General features: G+C 62.8%; 21 protein-coding genes and 1 tRNA gene. 13 read left to right on the plus strand and 9 right to left on the minus strand.

What is annotated here, in order from left to right:
• Window positions 1-2 precede the first annotated feature (2 nt).
• The 5 genes from VUN82_04960 (at window position 3) to VUN82_04980 (ending at window position 8,672) form a co-directional block, all read left to right on the plus strand.
• Window positions 3-896, plus strand: a complete 894-nt coding sequence (locus VUN82_04960) for an NTP transferase domain-containing protein (protein ID XAS73202.1) — start codon at window positions 3-5, stop codon at window positions 894-896.
• Window positions 893-2,239, plus strand: a complete 1,347-nt coding sequence (locus VUN82_04965) for a molybdopterin molybdotransferase MoeA (GenBank protein XAS73203.1) — start codon at window positions 893-895, stop codon at window positions 2,237-2,239. The genes VUN82_04960 and VUN82_04965 overlap by 4 nt, the downstream gene beginning before the upstream one ends.
• 57 nt (window positions 2,240-2,296) lie before the next feature.
• Entirely contained in the window at window positions 2,297-4,606 is a 2,310-nt protein-coding gene (locus VUN82_04970) for an FdhF/YdeP family oxidoreductase (GenBank protein ID XAS73204.1), read from the plus strand.
• A gap of 1 nt (window position 4,607) precedes the next feature.
• Window positions 4,608-5,474, plus strand: coding sequence for a formate dehydrogenase accessory sulfurtransferase FdhD (gene fdhD, locus VUN82_04975; GenBank protein XAS73205.1), 867 nt, complete (start codon window positions 4,608-4,610; stop codon window positions 5,472-5,474).
• A gap of 171 nt (window positions 5,475-5,645) precedes the next feature.
• Window positions 5,646-8,672: a glycoside hydrolase family 38 C-terminal domain-containing protein gene (locus VUN82_04980; protein ID XAS73206.1), complete on the plus strand. Its 3,027-nt coding sequence runs from the start codon at window positions 5,646-5,648 to the stop codon at window positions 8,670-8,672.
• Between the two features lie 37 nt (window positions 8,673-8,709).
• On the opposite strand, the gene VUN82_04985 is transcribed toward VUN82_04980, so the two are convergent.
• From VUN82_04985 to VUN82_05005, 5 genes are all read right to left on the minus strand, one after another.
• The gene (locus VUN82_04985; GenBank protein ID XAS73207.1) at window positions 8,710-9,567 is read right to left on the minus strand and encodes an amino acid ABC transporter ATP-binding protein; all 858 of its coding nucleotides are present in this window, start codon (window positions 9,565-9,567) and stop codon (window positions 8,710-8,712) included.
• A complete protein-coding gene (locus VUN82_04990; protein ID XAS73208.1) occupies window positions 9,554-10,213 on the minus strand; it encodes an amino acid ABC transporter permease in 660 nt (219 codons plus the stop codon). The genes VUN82_04985 and VUN82_04990 overlap by 14 nt, the downstream gene beginning before the upstream one ends.
• Complete coding sequence (locus VUN82_04995; GenBank protein ID XAS73209.1) at window positions 10,214-11,029, minus strand: amino acid ABC transporter substrate-binding protein; 816 nt, start codon at window positions 11,027-11,029, stop codon at window positions 10,214-10,216.
• Window positions 11,030-11,271: 242 nt separating this feature from the next.
• Window positions 11,272-11,979: a hypothetical protein gene (locus VUN82_05000; GenBank protein XAS73210.1), complete on the minus strand. Its 708-nt coding sequence runs from the start codon at window positions 11,977-11,979 to the stop codon at window positions 11,272-11,274.
• Window positions 11,976-12,698, minus strand: coding sequence for a hypothetical protein (locus tag VUN82_05005; protein ID XAS73211.1), 723 nt, complete (start codon window positions 12,696-12,698; stop codon window positions 11,976-11,978). The genes VUN82_05000 and VUN82_05005 overlap by 4 nt, the downstream gene beginning before the upstream one ends.
• Window positions 12,699-12,978: 280 nt before the next feature.
• Here VUN82_05005 and VUN82_05010 point away from each other — a divergent pair, with 280 nt between their 5' ends.
• The gene (locus VUN82_05010) at window positions 12,979-14,640 is read left to right on the plus strand and encodes an ABC-F family ATP-binding cassette domain-containing protein (GenBank protein ID XAS73212.1); all 1,662 of its coding nucleotides are present in this window, start codon (window positions 12,979-12,981) and stop codon (window positions 14,638-14,640) included.
• Window positions 14,641-14,642: 2 nt separating this feature from the next.
• Window positions 14,643-16,556, plus strand: a complete 1,914-nt coding sequence (locus VUN82_05015; GenBank protein ID XAS73213.1) for an ABC transporter ATP-binding protein — start codon at window positions 14,643-14,645, stop codon at window positions 16,554-16,556.
• A 64-nt stretch (window positions 16,557-16,620) separates the two neighbouring features.
• On the opposite strand, the gene VUN82_05020 is transcribed toward VUN82_05015, so the two are convergent.
• The 3 genes from VUN82_05020 to VUN82_05030 form a co-directional block, all read right to left on the minus strand.
• Window positions 16,621-17,028: an NUDIX domain-containing protein gene (locus VUN82_05020; GenBank protein XAS73214.1), complete on the minus strand. Its 408-nt coding sequence runs from the start codon at window positions 17,026-17,028 to the stop codon at window positions 16,621-16,623.
• Window positions 17,015-17,500 carry a DUF6314 family protein gene (locus tag VUN82_05025; protein ID XAS73215.1) on the minus strand — a complete coding sequence of 162 codons (486 nt, stop codon included), beginning with the start codon at window positions 17,498-17,500 and terminating at the stop codon, window positions 17,015-17,017. The genes VUN82_05020 and VUN82_05025 overlap by 14 nt, the downstream gene beginning before the upstream one ends.
• Before the next feature lies 1 nt (window position 17,501).
• Window positions 17,502-17,574: transfer RNA gene (locus VUN82_05030), tRNA-Arg, on the minus strand.
• Between the two features lie 107 nt (window positions 17,575-17,681).
• Here VUN82_05030 and VUN82_05035 point away from each other — a divergent pair.
• A complete protein-coding gene (locus tag VUN82_05035; GenBank protein ID XAS73216.1) occupies window positions 17,682-18,473 on the plus strand; it encodes a hypothetical protein in 792 nt (263 codons plus the stop codon).
• 71 nt (window positions 18,474-18,544) lie between these two features.
• Window positions 18,545-19,369 (plus strand): hypothetical protein, encoded by an 825-nt coding sequence (locus tag VUN82_05040; GenBank protein ID XAS73217.1) that lies wholly within the window; start codon window positions 18,545-18,547, stop codon window positions 19,367-19,369.
• Here VUN82_05040 and VUN82_05045 read toward each other — a convergent pair.
• Window positions 19,308-19,934: a hypothetical protein gene (locus tag VUN82_05045; protein ID XAS73218.1), complete on the minus strand. Its 627-nt coding sequence runs from the start codon at window positions 19,932-19,934 to the stop codon at window positions 19,308-19,310. The two genes, VUN82_05040 and VUN82_05045, sit on opposite strands and share 62 nt — an antisense overlap.
• 33 nt (window positions 19,935-19,967) lie before the next feature.
• On the opposite strand from VUN82_05045, the gene VUN82_05050 reads away from it, so the two are divergent.
• The 4 genes from VUN82_05050 (at window position 19,968) to VUN82_05065 (ending at window position 25,805) form a co-directional block, all read left to right on the plus strand.
• Window positions 19,968-20,822, plus strand: a complete 855-nt coding sequence (locus tag VUN82_05050; protein ID XAS73219.1) for an inositol monophosphatase family protein — start codon at window positions 19,968-19,970, stop codon at window positions 20,820-20,822.
• Window positions 20,823-20,898: 76 nt separating this feature from the next.
• The gene (gene pcrA, locus VUN82_05055) at window positions 20,899-23,451 is read left to right on the plus strand and encodes a DNA helicase PcrA (GenBank protein XAS73220.1); all 2,553 of its coding nucleotides are present in this window, start codon (window positions 20,899-20,901) and stop codon (window positions 23,449-23,451) included.
• Between the two features lie 180 nt (window positions 23,452-23,631).
• Entirely contained in the window at window positions 23,632-25,107 is a 1,476-nt protein-coding gene (locus VUN82_05060) for a putative Ig domain-containing protein (protein ID XAS74610.1), read from the plus strand.
• A gap of 8 nt (window positions 25,108-25,115) precedes the next feature.
• The gene (locus tag VUN82_05065; protein ID XAS73221.1) at window positions 25,116-25,805 is read left to right on the plus strand and encodes a hypothetical protein; all 690 of its coding nucleotides are present in this window, start codon (window positions 25,116-25,118) and stop codon (window positions 25,803-25,805) included.
• The last annotated feature ends 2 nt before the right edge of the window (window positions 25,806-25,807 follow it).

Below are 25,807 nucleotides of genomic sequence, written 5' to 3' on the forward strand. Positions count from 1 at the left end.
GGATGGAGTTCAACGCTGTGATTCTGGCGGGTGGCAGGGCCACCCGCCTCGGTGGCGTGCCCAAGCCCGGATTAACGTTCGACGGCGCCAGCCTCCTTTCGCATGCCCTGCAGGCGGCGCGGGGAGCCTCCGCTGTGGTGGTGGTTGGTCCAGACACCTCTGGTATCGGCGGCGTCCTGCCTGATGGAGTTCTTAGCGCCCGGGAGGAGCCGGCCTTTGCCGGCCCTGCCGCCGCCATTGCTGCCGGTCTGGCGGCCTTTCACCACAATGGGGAGCCAGCGCCGTGGACGCTCGTCCTGGCATGCGACATGCCGCACGCCGCCAGGGGCATTGAGCCCCTATGGGAAGGACTGCGTGCGCATCCTGAAGTGGAAGGCGCAATGGCCGTTTCAGCCGACGGCCGGCAACAGCCCCTCCTGGGCATCTACAGCACCCGGGCTTTGGAAAGGGAAGTTGCGGCAGCTTCGGCGTTAACGAACTCTTCAGTGTTCCGGCTGCTTGCTAGGCTGAACCTGCTGGCCGTTACTGTTCCCGATGGGTCTACCGATGATGTGGACACGTGGGAGGACGCTGAGGCCTTGGGCATACACGACGAGCAGGAGGCGGACATGAAGAGCCAGGAAGAGACGCTCGAGGACTGGTGCCGCACACTGTTGCAGGCCTTTGAGCTTGAGGGCGTTGAAGTGGACATCAATGAAGTCCTTGCCGTGGCAGGAGTTGCAGCCCACTCCGTGGTGCGGCCTGCTGCGCCACTGACAACGTTCATCGCAGGTTACGCTGCGGGCATGGCCAGGGGGATCGGGCAAGCCGCGGACGACACCGCCATGAGCGCTGCCCTGGATCTGGCCCGCCAGGTTGCCAAGCAATACCTGGAGCCCGGGACTGAGGCGGAATGACCGAGGCCCCCGGACAGGGCCACCACCACGCGGCACACACATGGCATGAGGCCCGGCAGCGTGCCTTTGACGTCGCCGCTCCCATCCCGCCAAGCCCAGTGCCGTTGAAGGCTGCCTTGGGAAGGACATTGGCCTCGGATGCAGTGGCCATTCAGGACATGCCGCACTATGCGTCCTCCGCCATGGACGGCTGGGCTGTCAACGGAACGGGTCCATGGATTCTTGTTGAGCCCGGCCACAGACTTGCTCCCCATCAGGCCAGTCCCATCGTCACCGGAGGACTCATTCCGCCCGGCGCCAAGGCCGTTCTGCGCACCGAAAGCGGCGTTATTACCACGGACGACGACGGCCTTCCGATCCTTGCGCTCGGCGGCTTGGCGAAGCCGGGGGAGCCACGCAATGGCCAGCACATCCGCAAAGCTGCCGAGGAAGCCGCAGAAGGGGACGTGCTGCTCAAAGCCGGTACCGTCCTGAATCCTGCGCACATTGCCTTGGCTGCCCTGGCGGGCCTCGATGAGTTGGAAGTCCTGGGGAAACCCTTGGTGCGATTCCTCCTGACGGGCTCGGAAGTGGTGACGCAAGGGGTTCCCCTACCGGGGAAGGTCCGGGATACCTTCGGACCTCAGCTAGGCGCTGTCGTCGAACTCCTTGGTGGCATCGCAGGAGAGCAACTCAAGGTTGGCGACAACTACGACGACTGGCTTGCGGCTTTGCAGGACACCGAGCCTGAACCCGCGGAACCATATGCAGCACCGGAGCCGCCGGCCGACGTCGTTATTACTACAGGCGGTACCGGACGCTCAGGGACGGACCATTTCAGGAGGGCCGTGGCTGAACTGGGCGGCCGGCTGCTGATCGATGGCATTGCCATGCGCCCCGGCCACCCGGCCGTGTTGGCGGAGCTTCCGGACGGACGCTTCGTGCTGGGCCTGCCCGGGAATCCGCTGGCTGCCATGATGGCATTGTTCACGGTTGGGGGCCCGCTGCTCGCAGCGCTTGGCCACGGGAAGCTGGAGGACGTTGGCGAGGTTCCCAGCGGTGCAATGATCGACGCCGATCCTGGACGGACGCGCCTGATGCCTTTCAAACTGGTCTACGGATTGGCATCGCCCGCGCAGCATGCCGGCCCGGGGATGATGCGTGGGCTGGCGGGAGCAGATGGCGTCTTGGTGGTGCCGCCGCATGGTGTCCAGATGGGCGAACTGGTCCCGGCCTTTCCCTTGCCGTGGGGTAAACCTTTGCCCGCACCCAAGGCCGCTGAAGGAAAACCACGCAAGTCGCCGGCCCGGCAACAAAAGAAGGCCCCGTCCGGTCCTGTTGACTGGAGCGCGTTGGAAGCCTAGGGGTCGCCGGGTGGACGCAGGTGGCAACTGGGTGCCCGGGCTTGCAATGATGGACCCATGAACAGGCATGCTCCCGAACAGGACATCAATGAAGATGACCTGCAAATCCACCCGCCCAAGAAGGCTGCGGCAGGCCTCAAGGCTGTCACTGTCGCCCTTGAAAGGGGCTACTCCCAGGCAGGAGTAGCCCGCACGGTCCGCTCCATGCTCAGGGTCAACCAGCATGACGGCTTTGATTGTCCGGGCTGCGCCTGGCCGGAATCCATCACGGGACGTCGCAGTCCCGCGGAATTCTGTGAGAACGGCGCCAAGGCAATCGCTGAGGAAAGCACCACACGGACAGTGGGGGCAGATTTCTGGGCAGCACATTCCATCGCCGATCTTGAAGACAAGACCGAATACTGGTTGGGGAGCCAAGGGCGAATCGCCGAGCCTGTAGTCCTCAAACCGGGGGATACCCACTATTCCCCGATCAGCTGGACTGAAGCCTTTGCCTTGATCGGGGAGCATATCAATGCCACCACACCTGATCGCTGCGTTTTCTACACCTCCGGCCGGACGGCCAACGAGACCGCGTTCATGTACCAGTTGTTCGCCCGCAGCCTGGGCACCAACAACCTGCCGGACTGCTCCAACATGTGCCATGAGTCCTCGGGCAGCGCGCTGAACCCGACCATCGGGATCGGCAAGGGAACGGTCTCGCTGGAAGACATCCACCACGCCGAACTGGTGTTCGTGGTGGGCCAGAACCCCGGAACCAACCATCCGCGCATGCTGTCCGCTTTGCGTGACTGCAAGAACAACGGCGGAAAGATCGTTGCAGTGAACCCGCTTCCGGAAGCGGGACTGCTGAACTTCAAGGACCCCCAGTCGCTCAATGGCGTGATCGGCGGCGGCACTACTATCGCGGACGAATTCCTCAAGATCAAGGTCGGTGGCGACCTCGCTCTGTTCCAGGCCCTGGGCCACCTGCTCCTGGAGGAAGAGAAACTGAACCCGGGGACGATCGTCGATAAGTCATTTATCGGGAAGCAGACCGAAGGCTTCGAAGCGTACGCCAAGGCGCGGTCCCAGCTGGACTGGGACGAAACCGAGCGCGCAACAGGTCTGTCCCGCGAGGAGATCGTCACTGTGGCGGGGCTGATGGCCAAATCAAAGGCGACCATTATTTGCTGGGCGCTGGGCTTGACCCAGCAGCCGCACTCCGTGGATACGCTGAAGGAGATCATCAACCTGCTCCTGCTCCAAGGCAACTTCGGCAAGCGGGGAGCCGGGGCCTGCCCGGTGCGTGGCCACTCCAACGTCCAGGGCGATCGCACCATGGGTATTTGGGAGAAGCCGGGCGAAACGTTCCTTGCTGCGCTGGACAAGGAGTTTGGATTCCAGATGCCTCGCGAGCATGGATATGACTCCGTGGAGACCCAGCACGCCCTGGAAAAGGGGGAAGTAGATGTCTTCGTGTCCATGGGTGGAAATTTTGCTGCAGCCGGATCTGACACCGCAGCGCTGGAAGCCGGGCTCAAGACTGCTGGACTGACTGTGCACATCTCCACCAAGCCGAACCGTGCCCACGTGGTGCACGGGAAGACATCCCTGATCCTGCCCACATTGGGGCGCACGGACACGGACGACAAACACCCCAAGGGCAAGCAGTTCCTGTCGGTGGAGGATTCAATGTCCGTCATCCACAAGACGCAGGGCAGGCTGGCTCCGATCTCCGAGCACCTCCTGAGCGAACCGGTCATCGTTGCCCGGATGGCGCAGGCGACACTCGGGGATGATCACGGAGTGGACTGGCGCGCCATGGCAGAGGACTATGACGTGATCCGGGACCACATCTCACGTGTCATCCCGGGGTTCGAGGACTTCAACGCCAGGGTCCGGACGAAGAACGGCTTTGTCCTGCCGAACCCGCCACGGGATACCCGTACCTTCGCAACTGACATCGGCAAAGCACGGTTCTCCGTCAGTCCGCTTGAGTATCTTGAAGCTCCAGAGGGCCACTTGATCCTGCAGACGGTACGCAGCCACGATCAATACAACACCACGTTCTATGGCCTGGATGACCGCTACCGTGGGGTCTCGGACGCCAGAAGGGTGATCCTGGTCCACGAGGAAGACCTCGCTGGCCTGGGCTTCAAGGACCGTGACCTGGTGGACGTCATTTCCACTTTTGCCGGCACTGAGCGGCGAGCCAATAAGTTCCGGCTGATCGCGTACCCCACGGCCAAGGGCTGCGCTGCCGCATACTTCCCGGAAGCTAACGCCCTGGTCCACCGCGAACTTGTGGCCCGGGAATCCAACACGCCCGGCTACAAGGCGATGACTGTACGGTTCGTGAAACACCCCGAGGAGAACGGATCCTGACATGGGACGCGTGACCCAGCGCCGAAAGCTGCATAAGTTCGTCCTGGACGGATCGCCCCAGGCCCTGGAACACCCTGTCCGATACAAGGAAGACATCCTCGCGGTCGAAGAGCCCCTGGAAATCCGTCTTGGTGAAATGTCGTTCTCGGTGACCATGCGGACCCCTGGAGACGACTTCGATCTGGTGGCGGGATTCCTTGTGTCGGAGGGCATCATCTGGGAGCCGGGGCAACTGGTCTCCGAGCGTTTCTGCGCGGGGGAGGACGAGGAAGGCGTGCAGACCTTCAACGTCGTGGACGCACAGCTGCGGCCCGACGTCGAACGTCCGGACACCGGCCGTAACGTCTACACCTCAAGCTCCTGCGGCATTTGCGGCACCGACTCGATCGACGCCGTCCGGAAGTCCTCGCGGCACAGTCCCCAGGACGATGAGGTCACGGTCCCCGTAAAGGCGCTTGCTGCCCTCCCGGACCGGTTGCGTGAGGCGCAGGCGGTTTTCGCCAAAACAGGTGGCGTCCATGCCGCGGGCCTTTTCAGGATTCACGACGACGGTACTTCCGAGCTGCTGTGCCTGCGGGAAGACGTGGGCCGGCACAACGCCGTGGACAAAGTGGTGGGTTGGGCTTTGCGGGCCGGCAAGCTGCCATTGAAAGGAACGGTTCTTCAGGTATCCGGCCGGGCATCTTTCGAGCTCGTCCAGAAAGCTGCCATGGCGGGCATTCCCGTCCTTGCGGCCGTCAGCGCTCCCTCCAGCCTCGCGGCCGAGCTCGCGGACGAAACAGGTATCACGTTGGTGGGCTTCAGCCGTGGGTCGAGCCTGAACGTGTACGCGGGCAGGGACCGGATCGTGGGAGAAGAGGCTGGCTAGCGCCGCTATTCCCTGTGGATAGTCCTCGTTCACTTGGCTATTGAGCTGGAACAACGTAGATTTTATCCATCGATTGGAATCGCTGTGTCCTCGAATAACGCCGTCCATAAAGTGCCGGCTCGCCCGCCAGCCATGACGCTTTGCCACCAGCCAATGCCTAAGGGGATTTAATTGCACGACGATCGCCGGATCACTGAACAGCGTCTCGATCGATTCGTTCGGGAACGTCTTCTTCCGGCCATTTACGGCAGGTCCGTCCCACTGCAGCTCAGCAGCTGGGATGCGCCTGGAGAACCCGTGCCCGCAGCCGAGGCCATGCGCCAGCTCTTCACGCCCCAGGAGCCGGGCGCACCTTGGGGTAAGCCGTGGAGCACTAAATGGCTCCGCCTGCAGGGTGAAGTTCCAGAAGGCTGGGGTTCTGCCGAGGGGACGGCGGTGGAAATCATCGTGGACCTTGGCTTCAACAGCGACGTGCCGGGGTTCCAGTGTGAAGGCACAGCCTGGCGCGCCGATGCCAGCATCATCAAGGCCATCTCCCCACGTAACTACCACGTTCCGCTGAAGCTGCTCGGTGGCGGATTGTCCGTGGATTTCTATGTGGAAGCAGCAGCCAACCCGGATGTGTCGCAGGGTTGGTCATTTGCGCCTACTCCTTTGGGGGACAAGGCGACATCCGGAGACGAACCCCGGTATCGCCTCGGCCGGATTGCCATTGCCGAACTCAACGAGACGGTGTGGGAACTGAACCAGGACGTGTGGACACTGAGTGGTCTCATGCACGAGCTCCCCATGGAGCTGCCGCGCCGCCACGAAATCCTGCGGGCCCTGGAACGGATGCTGGACATCATGGACCCGGACGATGTTGCGGGAACGGCTGCCGCAGGCCGCGAGGCACTGGCAGAGGTACTGAGCCGGCCCGCCTATGCTTCGGCCCACGAACTCGTGGCTACCGGTCATGCGCACATCGACTCCGCTTGGTTGTGGCCTGTCCGTGAAACCATCCGCAAGTGTGCCCGTACATTCTCCAATGTCGTGGCTCTCATGGACGAGAACCCCGACTTCGTCTTCTCGTGTTCCTCGGCCCAGCAGATGGCCTGGATCAAGGAATTCTTCCCTGAGCTTTTTGTCCGCATCCGGGAAAAGGTCAGGGCCGGGCAGTTCGTTCCCGTCGGTGGCATGTGGGTTGAATCGGACACCAACATGCCCGGTGGCGAGGCCATGGCGCGCCAGTTCGTGGAAGGCAAGAGTTTCTTCCTGAAGGAATTCGACGTGGAGTGCCAGGAAGCCTGGCTGCCCGATTCGTTCGGCTACTCCGGCGCACTCCCACAAATCGTTAAATCTGCAGGTTTGCGATGGTTCCTTACGCAGAAGATTTCCTGGAACAAGGTGAACCGGATGCCGCACCACACGTTCACGTGGGAAGGCATCGATGGCACCCGGTTGTTCACCCATTTCCCGCCGGTAGACACGTATAACGCAGAGCTCCATGCCCGCGAGCTTGCGCATGCGGAACGCAACTACCGTGAGCACGGGCGCGGCACAATGTCACTGGTTCCCTTCGGTTATGGCGACGGCGGTGGTGGTCCCACACGCGAGATGGTGGCCGCTGCACACCGCACGGCAGATCTCGAGGGTTCACCCAAGGTCAGGTTGGGCACGGCCAAGGACTTCTTCACGGCGGCCGAAGCCGAGTATCGCAACCTCCCGGTGTGGGTGGGCGAGATGTACCTGGAGATGCACCGCGGAACGTACACCAGCCAAGCGAAGACCAAGCGGGGCAACCGGCGCAGCGAGCACCTGCTGCGTGAGGCAGAACTGTGGTGCTCCACGGCTGCAGTGCGACTGGGCGACGCCTATGCCTTTCCCGAAGCGGAGCTCAAGAGGCTCTGGCGGTTGGTGCTCCTCCAGCAATTCCACGACATCCTGCCGGGCAGTTCCATCGCCTGGGTCCACCAGGATGCCGAGCGGAACTACGAGGCAATCGCCCGCGATCTCGAGGCCATCATCACCCAGGCTGCTCAGGCACTTGTCGGCCAGGGAGACAGGCAGTTCCTGCTCAACGCGGCCCCACACAAGCGGGCTGGCGTGCCGGCACTCGCCGCTGCGGAAGCCGTGAAGCCGGACGCAGTTGTTGATGCCGGCGAAAAGGATGGCGGCTACGTCCTGGACAACGGAATCATCCGAGCCGTGGTGGACAGTGATGGCTTGTTGACCTCGCTTACGGATCATTCCTCTGGCCGTGAGGCGATTGCCCCCGATCAGCCCGGCAACCTGCTTGAGCTGTTCAGGGATACTCCCAATGAATGGGACGCCTGGGACATCGAGGAGTTCTACCGTCGCAACGTCACCAAGCTGACGGAGGCGGAAACCATCGATCTTGAGCGTACGGCGGCAGGCGCCGTCGTGGTGGTCAAGCGTACGGTTGGTGCCTCCACCATCACGCAACGGATAACGCTCGACGCCGGTGCGGAGTCGCTGGGGATCGCCACCACAGTGGACTGGCGGGAACGCGAAAAGATGCTCAAGATCGCCTTCCCACTGGATGTCCGGGCGGACCGCTCGGCCTCCGAGACCCAGTTCGGCCATGTGTTCCGGCCGACCCACACGAACACATCATGGGATGCTGCGAAGTTTGAGATCTGCGCACATCGCTGGATCCACGTTGCCGAGCCAGGTTATGGCGTGGCGGTCAGCAACTCCTCCAGCTATGGGCACGACGTCACCAGGGCTGTCCGCGGAGACGGGGGGACGACGACCACCGTCCGTGTCTCGCTGTTGCGCTCCGCCAGGTTCCCGGACCCTGAAGCGGACCGCGGCGAGCACACACTTGAACTGTCCATCAGGCCTGGAGCGGGGATCGGGGATGCCGTGGAGGAGGGCTACCGGACCAACCTGAAGGCCCGCTATGTCACGGGCAGCAAGCCAGTGGAACCGCTTGTGTCCGTATCCAACCCTGCCTTGGCAGTGGAGGCAGTGAAGCTGGCCGAGGATGGCTCCGGAGACGTCATTGTGCGTCTTTACGAATCCTTGGGACAACGCTCAGCCGGCGTTGTCAGGGCCAACTTTGAAGCTCATGGCGTCCAGGCCGCGGACCTGCTGGAACGGCCGGTAGAGGCCCCTGGAGTGACTGTGGGGCAGGCAGCAGCTGAGCTGGTCCTGCGCCCGTTCCAATTGGTCACGTTGCGGTTCGCCCGATAACGGCTGGCCAGCACCAAGAGGACCCGCGCCACGAGGTTTAGACGTCGTGCTGCAGCCGCTTTACGAACAGCTTGGTCCGTTCCTGCCGGGGTGCGCGCAGCACCTCGGCAGCAGGGCCGCGCTCCACCACAACGCCGCCGTCCATGAAGATGACCTCGTCTGCCACGTGCTGGGCAAAGGCCAACTCATGGGTCACGATCACCATGGTCCAGCCTTCCTCAGCGAGTTCCTTGATGACGCCCAGAACGTCACCGACGAGCTCGGGATCCAATGCCGACGTGGGCTCGTCGAACAACAGCAGTTGGGGCTGGAGCGCCAAAGCACGGACAATGCCCACGCGCTGCTGTTGTCCGCCTGAGAGCTCAAACGGATAAGCGTCCCGCTTGTCAGCCAGGCCCACCCGCTCCAGCAATCGCTCGGCTTCGGCGATGGCCTCTGCCTTGGGCCGCTTCTGGACTTGGACGGGGCCTTCAATGATGTTCTTCAGGACCGTCATGTGCGGGAACAAGTTGTAGTGCTGGAACACCATGGCGCTGCGGTCCCTCAGCGCTGCGATCTCCTTCTTGCCCACTTTGGCGCCGAAATCGATGGAGAGGCCATCAGAGGTCTCGCTCCCCGAGCCGGAGCCGGAGCCGGAAGCCGAGCGCGGACCACGACCGGTGCCGCCAAAGGTGACGGTACCGGCGTCGGGGATTTCAAGGCCGTTGAGCGAACGCAAAACAGTGGTCTTGCCCGAACCCGACGGCCCGATCAGGGCCACCACCTGGCCGCGCCGGATGTCGATATCGATGTCGCGCAGAACCACGTTGCTGCCGAAGGCTTTGGCGAGGTTCCGGGCCTTCAGGACTGAGGTGACGCGCGGTTCGCGCTGTTGAGGTGCATCAGTGGGCGACATAGCGGTCCAATCTCCTTTCCACGGCGGATTGCGCAGTGGAAAGGATCAGGCAGATGACCCAGTAAACCAGGGCTGCCTGCAAGTACAGGGCCATGAACTCCTGGCTGAACGCAGCGATTTGCTGGGCATTGCGGAAAAGTTCAGTAACCAGGATGAGGGAAGCGAGCGAGGTGTCCTTCACCAGGGAAATGAAGGTGTTGGACAACGGTGGAACGGACACCCGTGCCGCTTGCGGAAGGATAATCCGCACCAGCGTTTGGGGGTGGGACATTCCGATGGTGTGGCCGGCTTCCCACTGTCCCTTGGGGACGGAAAGAATTGCGGCCCTGATGATCTCGGCTGCGTAGCCGCCCACGTTCAAGGAGAACGCGATGATGGCGCTCGGCCAGGGATCCAGCCGGATACCAATGCTGGGAAGGCCGAAGAAGATCACAAACAGCTGCACCAGCAGGGGAGTTCCGCGGATGACCGAGACGTAGAAACGACCTATGCCGGACAGCAGCCAATTCGAGCTCAGCCGCAACAGCGCCACCACCAAGGCCAGCACCAGGCCAAACGCAAAGGAGGCCAGGGTAAGGGGGATGGTGCCCGTTACGGCCCCCGTGATGATTGGCCCGAAGGAACTCCAAATGAGGTCCCAGTTCATTTATTTGGTGACATCCGCACCGAAGTACTTTTCGGAGATCTTTACCAGGGTTCCATCTGCCCGAAGATCATCCAGCGCCTTGTCTACAGCCTTGGTCAGCTCGGTGGAACCCTTGCGGAACACCAGTGCACTCTCGGTCTTGTCCGGTGCTTCGGCGGCCACCTTCAAACCGGAATCCGGGGTGGTTTTCGCGTAGTCCAAGTAGGTGAGTTTGTCGTTGACGGTAGCGTCCACGCGTCCCTGCTGTACGAGGGTGGCAGACTGGGCCCAGCCTTCAACGGCCTGAACGTTGGCGCCGGCCTCCACGGCCATTTTGTAGAAGTTGCTGGTCAGCGACTGCGCGGTGGTCTTGCCCTTGAGGTCAGCGAAGCTGTTGATGTTGGAATTGTCCTTCTTGGTCACCACAACGCCGGTAGAGACGGTGTAGGGCTTGGAGAACTCGTACTTGGCTTTGCGCTCATCATTGATGGAGATCTGGTTGGCGATGGTATCGAACCGCTTGGCGTCCAGACCCGCGAAGATCCCATCGAATTGCGTCTCCTGGAAGCTCGCCTTCACGCCCAGCTTTTCAGCAACGGCCTTGGCGATCTCAACGTCGAAGCCCGTCAGTTCACCAGCGCCCTCGGCGTGGAAGCTGAACGGGCGGTAGGTTCCTTCCGTTGCGATGACGAGTTCGCCCTTGGATTTCACGTCGGACAAGGATGTATCGCCACCGGACTGGGCTGGAGTGGAACCGCCACCGCAGGCAGACAGTGCAATGGCGGCGGCGGCCAGGGTAGCGGCGAAAAGAGAACGGCGGGAGCGAAGGCTGGTCATGGAGCCATCTTAGTCACGGGCCACCACGGATTCCCGGCAGGAAAGGCTTGGAGGCCTGCGGAAAGGGTGGTTAAAAAGGCTGAGTGGGGGCGGTCCCCAACAGCCCGCCACCACTCATCCCCCCAATTGTGATCACGTGGGCGCCACATTCACCGGAAACCCGTTCTCTGATTCCGGTGCCAGGCTGCAACCGCGTTCACACATTCATGATTGTGCCACGATCTAATGGTTTTGTGAAAGTCTTACGCTGTGCGTCTTGCTTTCCGCCGCGCAAACGCCTTGGAAAACCAGATCCCGGCGAGCCCAATGGCCGTCGCCAGCACGGCGGAGTAGTTGATCAGGGAACGCAGCCACAGGTGCACCAGCGGGATCAGTGGGAAGAGTTGGGACACCAAAAGCAACGCCAGCCCAACGAACAGGAGGGCCGAGGCGGCACGCAGCAAGGCGGGGTAGCGGCCCATGATGGTGCGCCAGATCGCCGGCAGCAAACAGGCTGATACGTATCCAGGATAAAAGCGGCCCAGAGCCGCGTAGGCCTCCATTGAAGGTCCCCAGGTCAGTCCTGTCATTCCCGCCGTGGAGCCGCGGGTGTCCGTGATGACAAAGAAGAACGTGGTCAACGCCACCGTGATTCCGAGGACTGTCAGCCCCCAAGGGCCACGAATGGCCCGTTCCGCTGACCTGGAAGCGAAACCCATGGCAATTTTGATGCCCATCAGCAGGAACGTGCCGTACAGCAGGAACCGCAGGATCAGGTTGGTGACGTTAACCCCGCCAAGAAGGGCATCGATGGCGAGGTATGGCGCCTCGATGCTGAGAAGGATATCCAGGGTGATCAGCGCGAAAATGTAGAAGACCACCCGGTTCTCACCCCTGAGCAGGCTCGGAATCCGCGCGATGGTAATCGCCAGGCACACCAGCAGCGTTGCCCAAGGCAGGACAGCCGTCATCCGAGATTCTCCCAAATTCGTTCAGTTCGTTCGTGGTCTTGTTCTTGGCGGCGCAAGGTCTTGCCCAGCGCCTGAAGCCTCTCACCGGCGAGGGTCACCAGCTCGCCCAAGGTCATCTGGTCAAGGGCCTCCTGCCGCCCGTTGGGGGACCAACCGGCCTCCGCCTCCGTGATCAGCCCTCCAGCAACCAGCCCGCCCGCTGGTCCGACGCCGGCAGCCCGCGACGTCGCGATGGCCAACTCGGGAGGAAGCCTGTTGGCGGTCAGGTGGGCGGAGAAGTTCTGTGGCGCGATGCCGGTGGCTTCGCTGACCCGGTGCCGCAACTCGCCGTCGTCGATTGCATCCACCCAGTTGCGAACCGCGGTGGGGTGCGGTGTTGGCGACAGTCCTGTGACGGAGACGGACCCCGGTTCACTGCGTTCCACCACCGCGCGCAGCAAATCCATGGTGGCAATCTGGCTCACCAGTTCATCCGGCGTGGGCGGGACGGGGTCGCCTCGAAGATCTGCGTAGAGGTCAAACGTGGCAAGGGCTTGCACGGGATTCACGTGATAGCCCCGGCTGATGCTGACCAACGTTGACTCTGCCACCTTGCCCCGGACCAACTGTTGGGCCAGCGTTGTCCGTTTTATCCCGGAAATCCTGCAGACGTCCGCTGTGCTGGCGTTGGGTGCAACGCCGTGAAGCCAGCGTTGGAACGCCTTGGACGGTAAGGGCATGGAGCGCTTTCTGGGATATTTCAAACGGCAAGTCCGGCATCACCCACAGGGGAACCGAAGCAAAGGGTACGGATTGATTTTACGCCGACGCCACATTGAATTATGCTTGATGCTTGAACCCGTTGGTCCGTACACCCCCCAAGTCCGGACCAGCGGGTTTTTCCATGCCCGTGGGAATCACGGGTGGTGAGGCCGCGTTTCGTAAGTGAACCCGCGCTTGTTTTACCGTGCTGGTGATGTAGACGCGAGCGCCGTGGTGGCGCTGCGAGAGGAATAGAGAATGACTGCAACACTGGTGGCCAAGGATCTTGCCGGTGGTCACGGCCACCGCACGCTCTTTTCAAAGCTTTCCCTCACCGTTGCTCCCGGCGATGTGGTGGGCGTGGTGGGTGCGAACGGCGCGGGCAAATCGACGCTCCTGCGCATCCTTTCCGGCGTGGACCAGCCGCAGGAGGGGACCGTCAACCTGGCCCCGTCGGACGCCTTTGTGGGCTGGCTGCCACAGGAACATGAGCGTACCGTGGGCGAAACCATCGGGGCCTACATCGCGCGCCGCACGGGGTGCGCCCGGGCCACTGCCGAGATGGAAGCCACCGCGGAGGCCCTCGGTTCCGGGGCTCCCGGAGCGGATGACGCATACTCCCTGGCCTTTGACCGCTGGATGGCATCCGGCGCTGCAGACCTCGAGGACCGGATTCCGGCCGTGCTGGCAGACCTTGGCCTGGAGCTTGGTACCGATGCCCTCATGACCGGGCTCTCCGGCGGGCAGGCTGCCCGGGTTGCTTTGGGTGCACTGCTGCTCAGCCGCTTCGATGTTGTCCTTCTTGATGAACCCACCAATGATCTGGACCTTGATGGCCTGGCCCGGCTGGAGGCTTTCGTGCAGGGCCTGCGCGGAGGAGTGGTTCTGGTTTCCCACGACCGTGAGTTCCTGGCCCGCTGCGTCACCACCGTTGTGGAACTGGACCTCGCCCAGAATTCAGTGGCTGTCTACGACGGCGGCTACGAAGCGTTCCTCGAGGAACGTGCGGTCGCCAAGCGCCACGCCCGCGAACGTTACGAAGATTTTGCCAACACCAAGGCCGATCTTGTGTCCCGCGCACGGACCCAGCGCGAGTGGAGCTCCCAGGGCGTCCGCAATGCGATGAAGAAGAATCCAGACAACGACAAAATCCGCAGGGCCGCGAGCACCGAGTCCTCCGAAAAGCAGGCACAGAAGGTCCGCCAGATGGAGTCGCGCATCGCCCGCCTCACCGAGGTAGAGGAACCGCGCAAGGAATGGCAACTGCAGTTCAGCATCGGCCAGGCGCCCCGCTCAAGTGCCGTCGTCGCAACCCTTCGTGACGTCGTGGTCCATCAAGGCGACTTCACGCTGGGACCAGTCAACCTCCAGCTCAACGGCGGTGAGCGCATCGGGATCACCGGGCCCAACGGCGCCGGCAAATCCACTCTCCTGCGCTTGCTGCTCGGCACCCGGAAACCGGACGACGGCGAAGCCTCCATGGGCGCGTCTGTCGCCATCGGCGAAATCGACCAGGCCCGCGGACTGCTCGACGGCGGACGGCAGCTGGGCGACGCCGTCGAAGCTGTGCTGGTGGATTGGAACAGTGCGGACGTTCGCACGCTCCTTGCCAAGTTCGGCTTGAAAGCGGACCACACTTCGCGGACCGTCGATTCGTTGTCCCCGGGAGAACGAACCCGTGCTGCGCTGGCCCTCCTGCAGGCCCGTGGCGTGAACCTGCTGGTGCTGGACGAACCCACCAACCATCTTGACCTCCCCGCGATCGAGCAACTTGAAGAGGCGCTGGAAAGCTACGAAGGCGCCCTCCTGCTGGTCACCCACGACCGGCGTTTGCTTCAGAATGTTCGGCTCGATTCGCGTTGGCACCTGGAAAATGGCCGTGTCCAGGAGCTTCACCACACCCTCGGCCAGGAGAAGTAACCATGAGTATGGACCGCGTAGCGTGGAGCTCGCTTTACAACATCACCACAGCTAAGAGCGGTTCACAGCCGTTCTCCAAGGAAACGCTGAAGCGCGTGCTGGGCTTTGCCGCGCCGCACAAGGCCAAGCTCATCGCCTTCGTCATTGCCTCGATCGCGGGTGCCTTCCTCGCCGTCGCCACGCCAGTGCTCGCGGGGCAAGTGGTTGACGCCATCATTGCCAAGGCGGATGTGGCCACGGTCATCTGGCTGGCCGTACTCATCGCGATTGTGGCTGTCGGCGAGGCTGGGGTTGGCCTGGTGACGCGATGGTTGTCCTCCACCATTGGCGAGGGCGTCATCGTGGACCTGCGCACCCGCGTGTTCGACCATGTGCAGCGCATGCCCATCGCTTTCTTCACCCGGACCCGGACAGGCGCGCTGGTCAGCCGCCTGAACAACGACGTCATCGGGGCACAGTCTGCCTTCGCCGGCACGTTGTCCGGTGTGGTCAGCAACGTTGTGGCGCTCGCCCTGACCCTGGTGGTCATGCTCAACACGTCCTGGCTGGTCACTGTCCTGGCCATGGTGTTGCTGCCAATCTTCCTGATACCAGCCCGGCGTATGGGATCCAAGCTGGCCGACCTCCGACGCGAGGCGGCCGCGCATAACGCTGCCATGGGTACGCAGATGACCGAAAGGTTCTCCGCTCCCGGCGCCACACTCGTGAAACTCTTCGGCAGGCCGGACGAGGAATCCCAGGAGTTCGCTGCCCGCGCCGGCCGGGTGCGTGACATCGGCATCCGAACCGCCATGCTGCAGTTCACCTTCGTCACGGCGCTGACTTTGGTCTCGGCACTGGCCCTGGCCCTCGTTTATGGACTGGGCGGCTGGCTTGCACTTGGTGGCCAACTGGCACCTGGCGACGTAGTGGTCCTGGCCCTCCTCCTGACCCGTCTCTACGCTCCGCTGACCGCCCTCTCCAACGCGCGTGTGGAAATCATGAGCGCACTTGTCAGCTTCGAGCGGGTCTTCGAGATCCTGGATCTGCAGCCCCTCATCACGGAAAAGCCGGACGCCGTAGCCGTTCCATCCGGACCCGTCGCCGTGGAATTCCACGACGTCCGCTTCTCCTACCCGTCGGCTGACAAAGTGTCCCTTGCCTCCTTGGAAGACGTGTCCACGCTGGACACGCGTGGCGGCGAGGAAGTCCTGCATGGTGTCAGCTTCCGTGTTGAGCCAGGCCAAACCGTCGCCTTGGTGGGCTCCTCCGGCGCAGGAAAGTCCACAGTGGCCCAACTTTTGTCGCGCCTCTACGACGTCGACTCCGGAGCCGTGCGCCTTGGCGGGCAGGGACCTGGTACCGGCGTGGATGTCCGGGACCTCGGCTTTGACTCACTGCGCGACACGCTGGGCATGGTGACCCAGGACGGCCACCTGTTCCACGAAACCATTGCATCCAACCTGCGCCTGGCCCGGCCGGATGCCACGGAAGAAGACATGTGGGAGGTGCTCCGGCGTGCACGCCTGGAACCCATGATTCGGTCTCTTCCGGATGGCCTGGAAACAGTCGTCGGCGAGCGCGGGTACCGGCTCTCCGGTGGCGAACGGCAACGGCTCACCATCGCGCGTTTGCTCATCAAGCAGCCTCGCGTCGTCATTCTTGATGAGGCGACCGCCGCGCTGGACTCCACTAACGAAGCCGCCGTCCAGGCGGCCTTGGGGGAAGCGCTCGAGGGGCGTACCGCCGTCGTGATTGCGCACAGGTTGTCCACGATCCGTGCAGCGGACGTGATCCTGGTGGTAGAGGACGGCAGGATCGTGGAGCGTGGCACTCACACCGAACTGCTTGTTGCCGATGGCCGCTATGCGGAGTTGTACCGGACCCAGTTCGCGGAAGCCACGGCGGTGGCTGAGGAAGCAGTTCCGGAACTCTAACGCTGTCCGTAACTAGCTCGCATTAGTGGTTGTTCTGAGCCCTCAGAACAACCACTAATGCCAGCTACTTGGGCGGGGTGAGCAAAGGCAGCACGTGATCCGTCAGGAGCGGTGCGAGGTCCCCGGGTAGGGGTGCCGTGAGGTCCAACCAACGGATCTCGGCGATCTCGGCCGAAGGGTGCGCTTCCCAAATCCCAGGAGCGGTGAAGACCGTGGCTTCGATGTTGGTCGCGGCCTCGTTGGCGGCCACTGCGAGCCAAGCGCCCAGGGGTTCGAGGTCTTCGGGAGCAACCTCGATGCCTACTTCCTCGAACAATTCCCTGGCTGCAGCTTCTGCCGCGGTTTCGCCAGCCTCGGGTTTGCCGCCTGGATGCATGAATTTGTCCGTGCCGCGCTTGCGGACGGTCAGGAGCTGGCCCTCCTTGTTATAAACGCACACGGCGCTGACCACGATCACATCAGTAACGCTCACGCTTGCCTCCCACTGTTGATTCGGACAAGGTGTTCACTCGGACCAGATGCGATTCCAGCAGCAGATCCTTGGCCGGACCGCGGACATCCCACGTGAAACGGAACGCGTCCGGGCCTTCCCAGGTGTAGTTCACGTAGTAGTCGTCGGGATCGCACCAGTGTTTGTCCTGGTTGGCTTGCTCCGCAAAACTCATCACATGGAATGGCTGGCCATCGGGGAAGAAAACGTCCATGGAATCCGCTTCAGGGCCAGGCTTGAGGAGATATTCGCGGAACGCCGGGCCAGTGTGCGTGGGCCAGTGCATGGTTCCGTCTTCGCGGTAGTGAAGGCCGCCGTCGGGCTCTTCCGTGTAACGCACGACGCCGGTAAAGGTTCCGCGGGTGCCGGAGGCCCGGTCCAACAGAGTCCGCTCCACATTCCACGTGCCGGCCAAATAGGCACGCAAGTCCTGGATGGGCTGCTGGTGGTTCAAGTGCCCTCGATTGGAATCGAACCAACGACACCGGCTTTAGGAGAGCCGTGCTCTATCCACTGAGCTACGAGGGCCTGCGTGTCCATGGCCCGGAGTACCGTTACGACAGCTCCATGGCCGGACACGACTACAAGCATACAAGCTGCCGGGCCAGTGCCCGAACCGGGCTAGGCTGGCGGTCATGAGAGGGCATACGACAGCACGGGAAACCACCGGCACGTTCCTTCCGGACGTTCGCGCTACGCGCGCAAACATCGGCGCCTGGGCCCAGCTGAGCGTGGTCCAGTATTTCGTTGCAGAGTCTGCCGTCATCGAGGCTTGGGCCGGTCCGCAACCGTACAGCAGGGCCACCGGGTTCATCAGCGACCTGGGCGCAGTATCGTGCGGCGACTACGAGGACCGGGCAGTGTGCTCCCCTTTGCATGTGCTGATGAACGCCTCTTTTGTTGTCCAGGGCCTGGCATTGATCCTTGGTGCGGTGTTCCTGACCGCAGGGCTTTTGTGCGTGGCAGCGCGTCCGGGTGTGCATGCCCAGCGCTTCCACACCGCCACAGCCGATGACGAGCCCCGGACCCGGGTCCTGGCCAAGCCATGGATCATGGCTGTGGCCATTCGCATACTGACAGGTGTTTCCGGCCTCGGGACGGTCATCGTTGGACTGGTGCCCGAAGACGTCGGCTCCCCATGGCATTTTTCCGGCGCACTGATGTTCTTCATCGGCGGCGGCTTCGCCTTGCTTCTGCTGGGCATCCTTTGGTTCCGGCAGACGCCGATGAGCTGGTTCATAGCTGCCTGCGGCTCCCTCTGTATCGGGGCGCTCATCGTTGGCGGGATCACGGGAATGGACGTGCCGCAGCCCGGAACACTGGAACGGCTGATGGGCTACCCCGTCACCATTGGCTTGGCAACTGCCGGCCTGGTCATCGCCCAGCGCGTGCACACGGTACGAAAGGCGGCGAAGGCCCTGCGGTAATTCAGGCATGGGGACAGCGGCCGGGCCAATGAACGGGTGCGCCTGCCGGGCTGCGGGACTATTCTGACGCTATGACGACGGCGGCTGGTCCGCGCGGCGGCGACCGGGGACTTCTGCCTGACCTCGCCGGCCGGCGCGAGCTGATTGGGGGTTGGGCCGCGATCACCCTCATCCACTATTTCGCGGTGGAAGCCACTGCGATGGCTGTGTGGCAAGGCAATCCAGGTTATGACCGGCGCGCCCACGTCATCAGTGATCTTGGCGCTGCTCACTGTGGTCCCTTCAACGGTTACGAGGTGTGCTCGCCGCTTAACTGGCTCATGAATGCCTCGTTCGTGCTCCAAGGGGTTGCCATGGTGCTTGGGGCAGCGCTGCTGAGCTCGGCTGTCCTCTCTGTGGCGGCTGAGCCTGGCGCCCGGGTCATCCGGCCAAGGATGGCATCAAGCGTCGCGTCACCCGACGCCTTTCCGTGGCTTGCAGCCGGGGCCGTCAGGGTGCTGATCCTCGTGGCGGGCATAGGGCAGGCGATGGTTGGCCTGATCCCCGAAGACACCGACCTCGCCCTGCATCTGACCGGTGCGGGACTGTACTTCATCGCCGGACCGCTGTCGTTGGTGATACTGGGCCTGATATGGCTAGGGCACACGCAGATGTCATGGATAGTTCTGCTGTTCGGGGTTGTATCCCTGGGAACCACCATCTACGTGCTTGCGGTGCAGTTGCGCGTCGAGGAGCCCGGCGCCATCGAGCGCACCATGGCGTATCCGATCATCCTGGGGTTGTCCTTGGTAGGGCTGGTAGTGGCTCACCGCGTCACAAGGGAACGGAAAGCTGTCAGGGCTGTTTCGCGTTCTTCAGTCCGAGGAACACCGCCGCCACGCCGCACAGCAGGCTGATAAGGAACAGCACCCACGACGCAATGGTGACGGCGGAAGCCAGGGCAACCGAACCGGCGTCGGGCGTTTCCGCAGCCAGCATGGAATCAATGGTGACATTGGACCACAAGTGAGCCACAGCAAAAAGCAAGGGAGCGGCCCACATTGCCCAGCGCCACGATTTGCGTGCAACGTTGATGCCGATCAGCAGGAGCCAACTGAAACCGAAGATCAGCGGAAAGAGCGTGCCGGCAGTCTTATGGACGTAATTCAACTGACCGCGCGCGGCTTCGTCCATCGCGGCGCGAAGCTGGGCGACGTAGTCCTGGGAGAACCCACCGATCAGCGAATCCGGCATTGCCAGGCCGCCTGAAAGCTGCGTCATCTGGTTCAGCGTCAGCAAGTGCAGGTACCAGAACAGGAACAGGCTGGCCACTATGCCTGCAATCACAATGAGCTTGGAATTGCTCTGCGCCTTCTCTGGGGTCCGCCGCGTGGTGGGATTGATCACGGGTGGGAGGGTGTGATCGGGGACCACCGCCTTGGCTCCGTGCTTCTTGATGCGCTGCGCTGGTGTCTTGGCCATGTCATTCATTATCCCGCCACATAAGCTGGGACCATGACCACCGGCAGGCACACCGCAACTGAACTCGATCCATCACTTGATGACTACCAATTGGCCAGCGCACTGGTCCGCGAGGCAGGCCAACTGGCGCTGCTCATGCGGATGGGCGGGCTGCAGGGCACGCGCAAGACGTCAGTGTCCGACGTCGTCACGGCAGCCGATCATGCGGCCGAGGCGTATGTCCTGGAACAGTTGCAACGCTGCCGCCCCGAAGATGGCATCCTTGGCGAAGAAGGCACCTCTGTTGCCGGGACGAGTGGCCGGACCTGGGTTATCGATCCGGTGGATGGAACATACAACTTCCTGCACGGATCCACATACTGGTGCTCGGCCATTGCCCTCAAACGCGACGATTCAGACCCCTCAGATCACCGAGTCAATCCAGTTGCGGATCCTGACGTGCTGCTTGGGGCCATCTACCAGCCCGAACTGGACAAGCTGTGGCTCGGCGGGGACGAGCATCCGGCAAGCCTGAACGGCGAACCTATTTCAGGTTCCGGAGACCTCCCTGTTGGCCAAATCTGTGCAGCAACCTACATCCACCCCACCTGGTTGGCGGACCCCCGCACTGCAATGCCCTGGCATGCCGCAGCTGTCTCCGCCGCATCGCTGCGCATGTTCGGTTCAGGCTCGTGCGACCTCGGCCGCGTGGCTGATGGCGAGCTCGGCTGCTGGTTCCAGCACAGCTGCCCTGAGTGGGATTGGCTCCCCGGCAAGGCGATCGTCCGCGCTGCGGGTGGGGACACCGCCGTCGTGCAGGTCAACGGTCTTAACTGGTTCATCGCAGGAGGCCCGACGGCGGTCCGCGAGCTGAGCGGGGCCCTCACCTCTGTACCGCAGTTTGCGTAGTTCTTGATCGCCGGGGCCGTGCTCTCTTTGGGGTGGCCCTTGAGTGTCAGAGGCACCGCCTAGACTGGTAGTCACCATGGATATGTTGTTCGACCCCTACGCAGACGGCCCCTTCAACGCAGGCTCCAAAGCCGCAATCAAGGCTGCCCCGGAGCTCTCGCACGCGGGCGGCGGCGCTTCCCGCGCCCGCTTCGGTGAGGGCAGTGGTGGGTCCAGCAGTGGAACAAACGACGCTCCTGCTCCCGGTGGTTGGGGCAACCAAGGGACTGGAAGGCTTCCGTCCGCCGACGCCCTCCTCCAGGGCCTGAACCCCCAGCAGGAAGAAGCTGTGAAGCACGCCGGCAGCCCGTTGCTGATCGTTGCGGGTGCAGGCTCAGGCAAGACCCGCGTGCTGAGTAACCGGATCGCCTACCTCATTGCCACCAAGCGTGCCCACCACGGCGAAATCCTGGCCATCACGTTTACCAACAAGGCCGCCGCGGAGATGCGCGAGCGTATCGAGGCCTTGGTGGGTGGCCGGGCCAAGAGCATGTGGATCTCCACGTTCCACTCCTCCTGTGTGCGCATCCTTCGCCGCGAGGCTGCCAATGTTGGCCTGAACTCGAACTTCTCCATCTATGACTCCGCGGATTCCCTGCGACTGATCACCCTTGTGTCCAAGAATCTGGATCTGGACCCCAAGAAGTTCCCGCCCAAGGCCATCCAGCACAAGATTTCCGCACTCAAGAACGAGCTAATCGACGCCGACTCCTACGTCTCCTCGGCAAACCACAACGACCCCTTCGAACAAGCCGTGGCAGAGGTCTTCAAGGGCTACACCCAGCGCCTGCGGCAAGCCAATGCCATGGACTTCGATGACCTCATCGCGGAGACCGTCTACATGTTCCGGGCGTTCCCCGCCCTCGCGGAGTCCTACCGGCGCCGGTTCCGGCATGTGCTGGTCGATGAGTACCAGGACACCAACCACGCCCAGTACGCGCTGGTCAGGGAAATCGTTGGCCTTGGCACTGATACCGACGTCGAGCCCAGCGAACTCACGGTGGTCGGAGACTCCGATCAGTCCATCTACGCTTTCCGTGGCGCGGACATCCGCAACATCGTGGAGTTTGAAGCCGATTACCCCAATGCGCGCACCATCAAGCTTGAGCAAAACTACCGTTCCACGCAGAACATCCTCACCGCCGCCAACTCCGTGATTTCCCGGAACCCCAACCGCCAGGAAAAGCGGCTGTGGACGGCAGAGGGCGATGGCGAGAAGATCGTCGGCTACGTAGGAGAAAACGAGCACGACGAAGCCCAGTTCATCGCCAAGGAAATCGACCGGCTTCAGGACGAGGAAGGGCTGCGCCCCGGCGACGTCGCCATTTTCTATCGCACCAACGCCCAGTCACGGTCCATTGAAGACGTGCTGGTGCGGGTGGGCCTGCCGTACAAAGTGGTGGGCGGCACCCGGTTCTACGAGCGCAAGGAAATCAAAGACGCCCTGGCGTACCTGCGCGTCCTGGTAAACCCCGACGACGACGTCAACCTCCGCCGTGTCCTGAACGAACCAAAGCGGGGGATCGGCGACCGTGCCGAAGGTGCAGTCGCTGCCTTGGCTGAACGCGAGCGGACGTCCTTCATGACCGCGGCCCGCCGTGCTGACCAGGCGCCAGGCATGGCAACGCGTTCTGTGAACGCAGTCCTCGGCTTTGTGAAGCTGCTGGACGACCTCGCTGAAGTGGCTTCCGGATCCGGTGCTTCCGCTGCCCTGGAGGCCGTGCTTGAGCAGACCGGATATCTCGAGGGCCTGCGCGCCAGCAACGATCCTCAGGACGAGTCCCGGGTGGAGAACCTCGCGGAATTGGTGGCCGTGGTCCGCGAGTACGAACGCGACAACCCGGACGGTTCGCTGGGCGAGTTCCTGGAGCAGGTTTCCCTGGTGGCTGACGCTGATCAAATTCCTGATGCTCCCGGCGGAGACATTGACGCCGCGGTGGCCGAAGCCAAGCGCATGGGCGTTGTCACGCTCATGACGTTGCACACCGCCAAGGGCCTGGAGTTCCCGGTGGTCTTCCTCACCGGCATGGAACACGGTATTTTCCCGCATCAGCGTTCGGCCACGGACCCCAAGGAACTGGCCGAAGAACGCCGCCTGGCCTACGTGGGACTTACCCGTGCACGCAAACGGCTCTATGTCACGCGCTCCGAGGTCCGCAGCATGTGGGGCCAAAGCCAGTACAACCCCGCCAGCCAGTTCCTGGAGGAGATTCCCTCCGAGCTGGTGGACTGGAAACGTGAAGGCATGAGCCGGCAAGCGGCAGGTGGTGGTTGGGGAAATGCTCCAATCGGCTCCAACCGCTACGGCGGCTCTTTCTGGGGAGCAGGCACGTCCCGCGGCGTTGCCGCCAGCCCAACCGCAGGTTTCGACGCCGACGTTCCGGCCGCCGTCGCACGCAACAGGGTGCAGCCGCAAAAGGAAGTCATTTCAGTGGTGGTGGGGGACAAGGTCAACCACACAAGCTTCGGCAACGGGGTTGTGCTGGGGGTCGAGGGCTCGGGTGACAAGACCGTCGCCAAGGTGAAGTTCGACGTCGGTGAGAAGCGCCTGCTGTTGCGGTACGCGCCCCTGACCAAACTGGATGCCTGACCGAGGCTCAACTGCAGGCATGGCCGCCGCCTCGTTGACGTCTTGCCGGGTTTGTTGCCATGAGTTCAGGCCACCCCTAGACTGACGGGGCGTTGCACTGGGGCCGGCGTCGATTGTTTTGCCTTCCTTGCAGCGCCAACAAATGTTGCATTCCTGTGGGGGAGGACGCGCGTGGGCGCAATGGCTGGGCGGCATAGTTATGCCGGTAAATCTCTGAGGTTCTCGCTTGCTGTGCTCCTCGTTGGCGGCTTCGCCGGGGGCCTCGCCCTGCAGGACGCAGAGCCGGGAACGGCTGCTGATCTGCCCGCTCCGAGTAGCGTCCCCACTGCAAACCCGGCCGCCACGCCCAGCGCCAGCGCGAGTCCCAGCGCCAGTGCCAGTCCCACCGCCAGCGCGAGTCCCAGCGCCAGCGCGAGTCCCAGCGCCAGCGCGAGTCCCTCGGGCGGCGCGACAAACACGCCCAGCCCGACACCAACTGCGAGCCCTACCGAAACCCAACCACCCGCCGTCGAAAAAGTCGCCGTTGAGGCGGCAGCCCCGCTGTCGGTAAGGCTCAGCGAGGACCGCGCGTTCGTGGGCAAACCGTTTGAGGCTGAGTTGCAGGTTACCGGCGGGACCGGCCCATATACCGCTACGGCGACGGATATCCCAGCAGGTTTGGTTTTTGACCCGGTGACCCTGAGCTTCAGCGGTACTCCTACTGAGCTGTACAGCCCATCTCTGACGGTCACTGTTTCGGACTCCTCGGATCCCCGGCAAACCCTGACCGAACAGATATACATCGACATCAAAAGCTACTATCCGCCGAGCGTTTACGTGTCGGACGGAGAGCTGCTGCCGGGTATGGGCACGTTCGACGACGGTGTGGTGGGGTGGTACTACCAAGAGTTCCTCGACTATTACGGGTTGGACCGTGCGAACACCTCGATCTCAATAGTTTCCGGGCAACTTCCCCCGGGCCTGGAACTTCGCGAGTCATCGGTTTCCGGAGTGCCAACCACTCCGGGTACCTATGGATTTACTCTCCATATCCAGGACCGTTTCGGCTTCTCGGACAAGACATCCAGAATCATCGTCCATGCCTTGGGAATGCAAACCACTGGTTTTGACGTTCCGCCGGCTGTGTTAGGTGAGTCGTATTCGGCCAAGATTGCACAAGCAACCGGGGGAGTAGCACCTTATGTCTACGGCTATTCCACGCGGAGGTACTTTGCGGGCGGATTGAGCTCGAGTGATCCGTCTCCGGAGGGCCTGACGGTGGATACGAACGGGTACCTCACGGGGATACCCACGCGTGTTGGCTCTTTCCGGATTGCCGTGTGGGTCCGCGACGCGGACCAGCTGACGCAGCGCATTTTCTGGACAACCGTGACTGTTCTCGAAACGCGGCCTCCGGTCGTCGAGCAGCCGCCCGCGGTAAGTCCACCGGCGGCAGTGGAGGCTCCAGCAGCTCCAGCACCTCCGGCCGCGGTGACTCCGACAGGAGCGGTGGCGTCGACGTCGGGCGCTGAACTCGCCGAAACCGGACTGCAGTCCGGAAGCCTGAAAACCACTCTGGGGGCCGCCGTGGGCCTGCTGGTTGTGGGCGCTGGGCTGATTGTCCTGAACAGCTTCCGTCGGCGGGCGAAGCAGTCCGGTTTGAGGTCACCGGCATAATTGGTGCCATGCGACGGACTGTATTGGGGATTCTTGCCGCCTTGCTGATGGTATTGGCCACGGGCTGCTCCTTCGCCACCAAGGACCCTGACTATGTCCCGCCGGCGCCGTTGCCTCCGCTGGAACAGCTCAAACAGGTCCCCGTTACCGAGCAGACCGCCCTGGCTGCAGGCGAGGGCGTCACCGCGTTTGTGACGCCGGACCGCAACATCGTGTGCGCCATGACGTCTTCCAAGGGCGCGCACCTCAACGTGCCGTACGAGGCCAACTCGTATTCTGATGCGGCCAACAACAAGTTCGCCGTGGTGCCCGTGGTGCACTGCGAATTGGCGAAGTATGCCAAACCGGAGATCGATGACATCGCCGATGACTGCGCCGGCACAGGCCTGGGCTACCTTGGCGGCACGGTTCTCCTTTCTCCGGATAAGGCCGTCTATGGCTCGTGTCGTTCCGGCGTAACACAAATGGAGTCAGAGTTCGGGCCCAAAGGTAGCCGGAGCGGCCCCATTTCCAAGCTGCGCGAGCTGGCCGACGGGCAGAACATCGAGCGCAACGGCCTGCGGTGCTCGGCCTATAACGACGGCGTAGCCTGCGGAAATGTCTCCGGTGGCGTGGCGTTCTTTGTCAGCCGGGAGGGCTACCAGCTAATTTCCGACGGCGGCAAAACGGTCCGCGGGAACCTGAAACCGGCGTCGTGATC

The sequence above is a fragment of the Micrococcaceae bacterium Sec5.1 genome, from assembly GCA_039636795.1.
In the GTDB taxonomy this organism is placed as follows: Bacteria; Actinomycetota; Actinomycetes; order Actinomycetales; family Micrococcaceae; genus Arthrobacter.

Bases quoted from the DNA above. Each gene is read 5' to 3' on its own strand.
- VUN82_04960 (XAS73202.1), top strand. From the start codon at position 3: ATGGAGTTCAACGCTGTGATTCTGGCGGGTGGCAGGGCCACCCGCCTC.
- VUN82_04965 (XAS73203.1), top strand. From the start codon at position 893: ATGACCGAGGCCCCCGGACAGGGCCACCACCACGCGGCACACACATGG.
- VUN82_04970 (XAS73204.1), top strand. From the start codon at position 2,297: ATGAACAGGCATGCTCCCGAACAGGACATCAATGAAGATGACCTGCAA.
- fdhD (XAS73205.1), top strand. From the start codon at position 4,608: ATGGGACGCGTGACCCAGCGCCGAAAGCTGCATAAGTTCGTCCTGGAC.
- VUN82_04985 (XAS73207.1), bottom strand. From the start codon at position 9,567: ATGTCGCCCACTGATGCACCTCAACAGCGCGAACCGCGCGTCACCTCA.
- VUN82_04990 (XAS73208.1), bottom strand. From the start codon at position 10,213: ATGAACTGGGACCTCATTTGGAGTTCCTTCGGGCCAATCATCACGGGG.
- VUN82_04995 (XAS73209.1), bottom strand. From the start codon at position 11,029: ATGACCAGCCTTCGCTCCCGCCGTTCTCTTTTCGCCGCTACCCTGGCC.
- VUN82_05000 (XAS73210.1), bottom strand. From the start codon at position 11,979: ATGACGGCTGTCCTGCCTTGGGCAACGCTGCTGGTGTGCCTGGCGATT.
- VUN82_05005 (XAS73211.1), bottom strand. From the start codon at position 12,698: ATGCCCTTACCGTCCAAGGCGTTCCAACGCTGGCTTCACGGCGTTGCA.
- VUN82_05010 (XAS73212.1), top strand. From the start codon at position 12,979: ATGACTGCAACACTGGTGGCCAAGGATCTTGCCGGTGGTCACGGCCAC.
- VUN82_05015 (XAS73213.1), top strand. From the start codon at position 14,643: ATGAGTATGGACCGCGTAGCGTGGAGCTCGCTTTACAACATCACCACA.
- VUN82_05035 (XAS73216.1), top strand. From the start codon at position 17,682: ATGAGAGGGCATACGACAGCACGGGAAACCACCGGCACGTTCCTTCCG.
- VUN82_05040 (XAS73217.1), top strand. From the start codon at position 18,545: ATGACGACGGCGGCTGGTCCGCGCGGCGGCGACCGGGGACTTCTGCCT.
- VUN82_05045 (XAS73218.1), bottom strand. From the start codon at position 19,934: ATGGCCAAGACACCAGCGCAGCGCATCAAGAAGCACGGAGCCAAGGCG.
- VUN82_05050 (XAS73219.1), top strand. From the start codon at position 19,968: ATGACCACCGGCAGGCACACCGCAACTGAACTCGATCCATCACTTGAT.
- pcrA (XAS73220.1), top strand. From the start codon at position 20,899: ATGGATATGTTGTTCGACCCCTACGCAGACGGCCCCTTCAACGCAGGC.
- VUN82_05060 (XAS74610.1), top strand. From the start codon at position 23,632: ATGGCTGGGCGGCATAGTTATGCCGGTAAATCTCTGAGGTTCTCGCTT.
- VUN82_05065 (XAS73221.1), top strand. From the start codon at position 25,116: ATGCGACGGACTGTATTGGGGATTCTTGCCGCCTTGCTGATGGTATTG.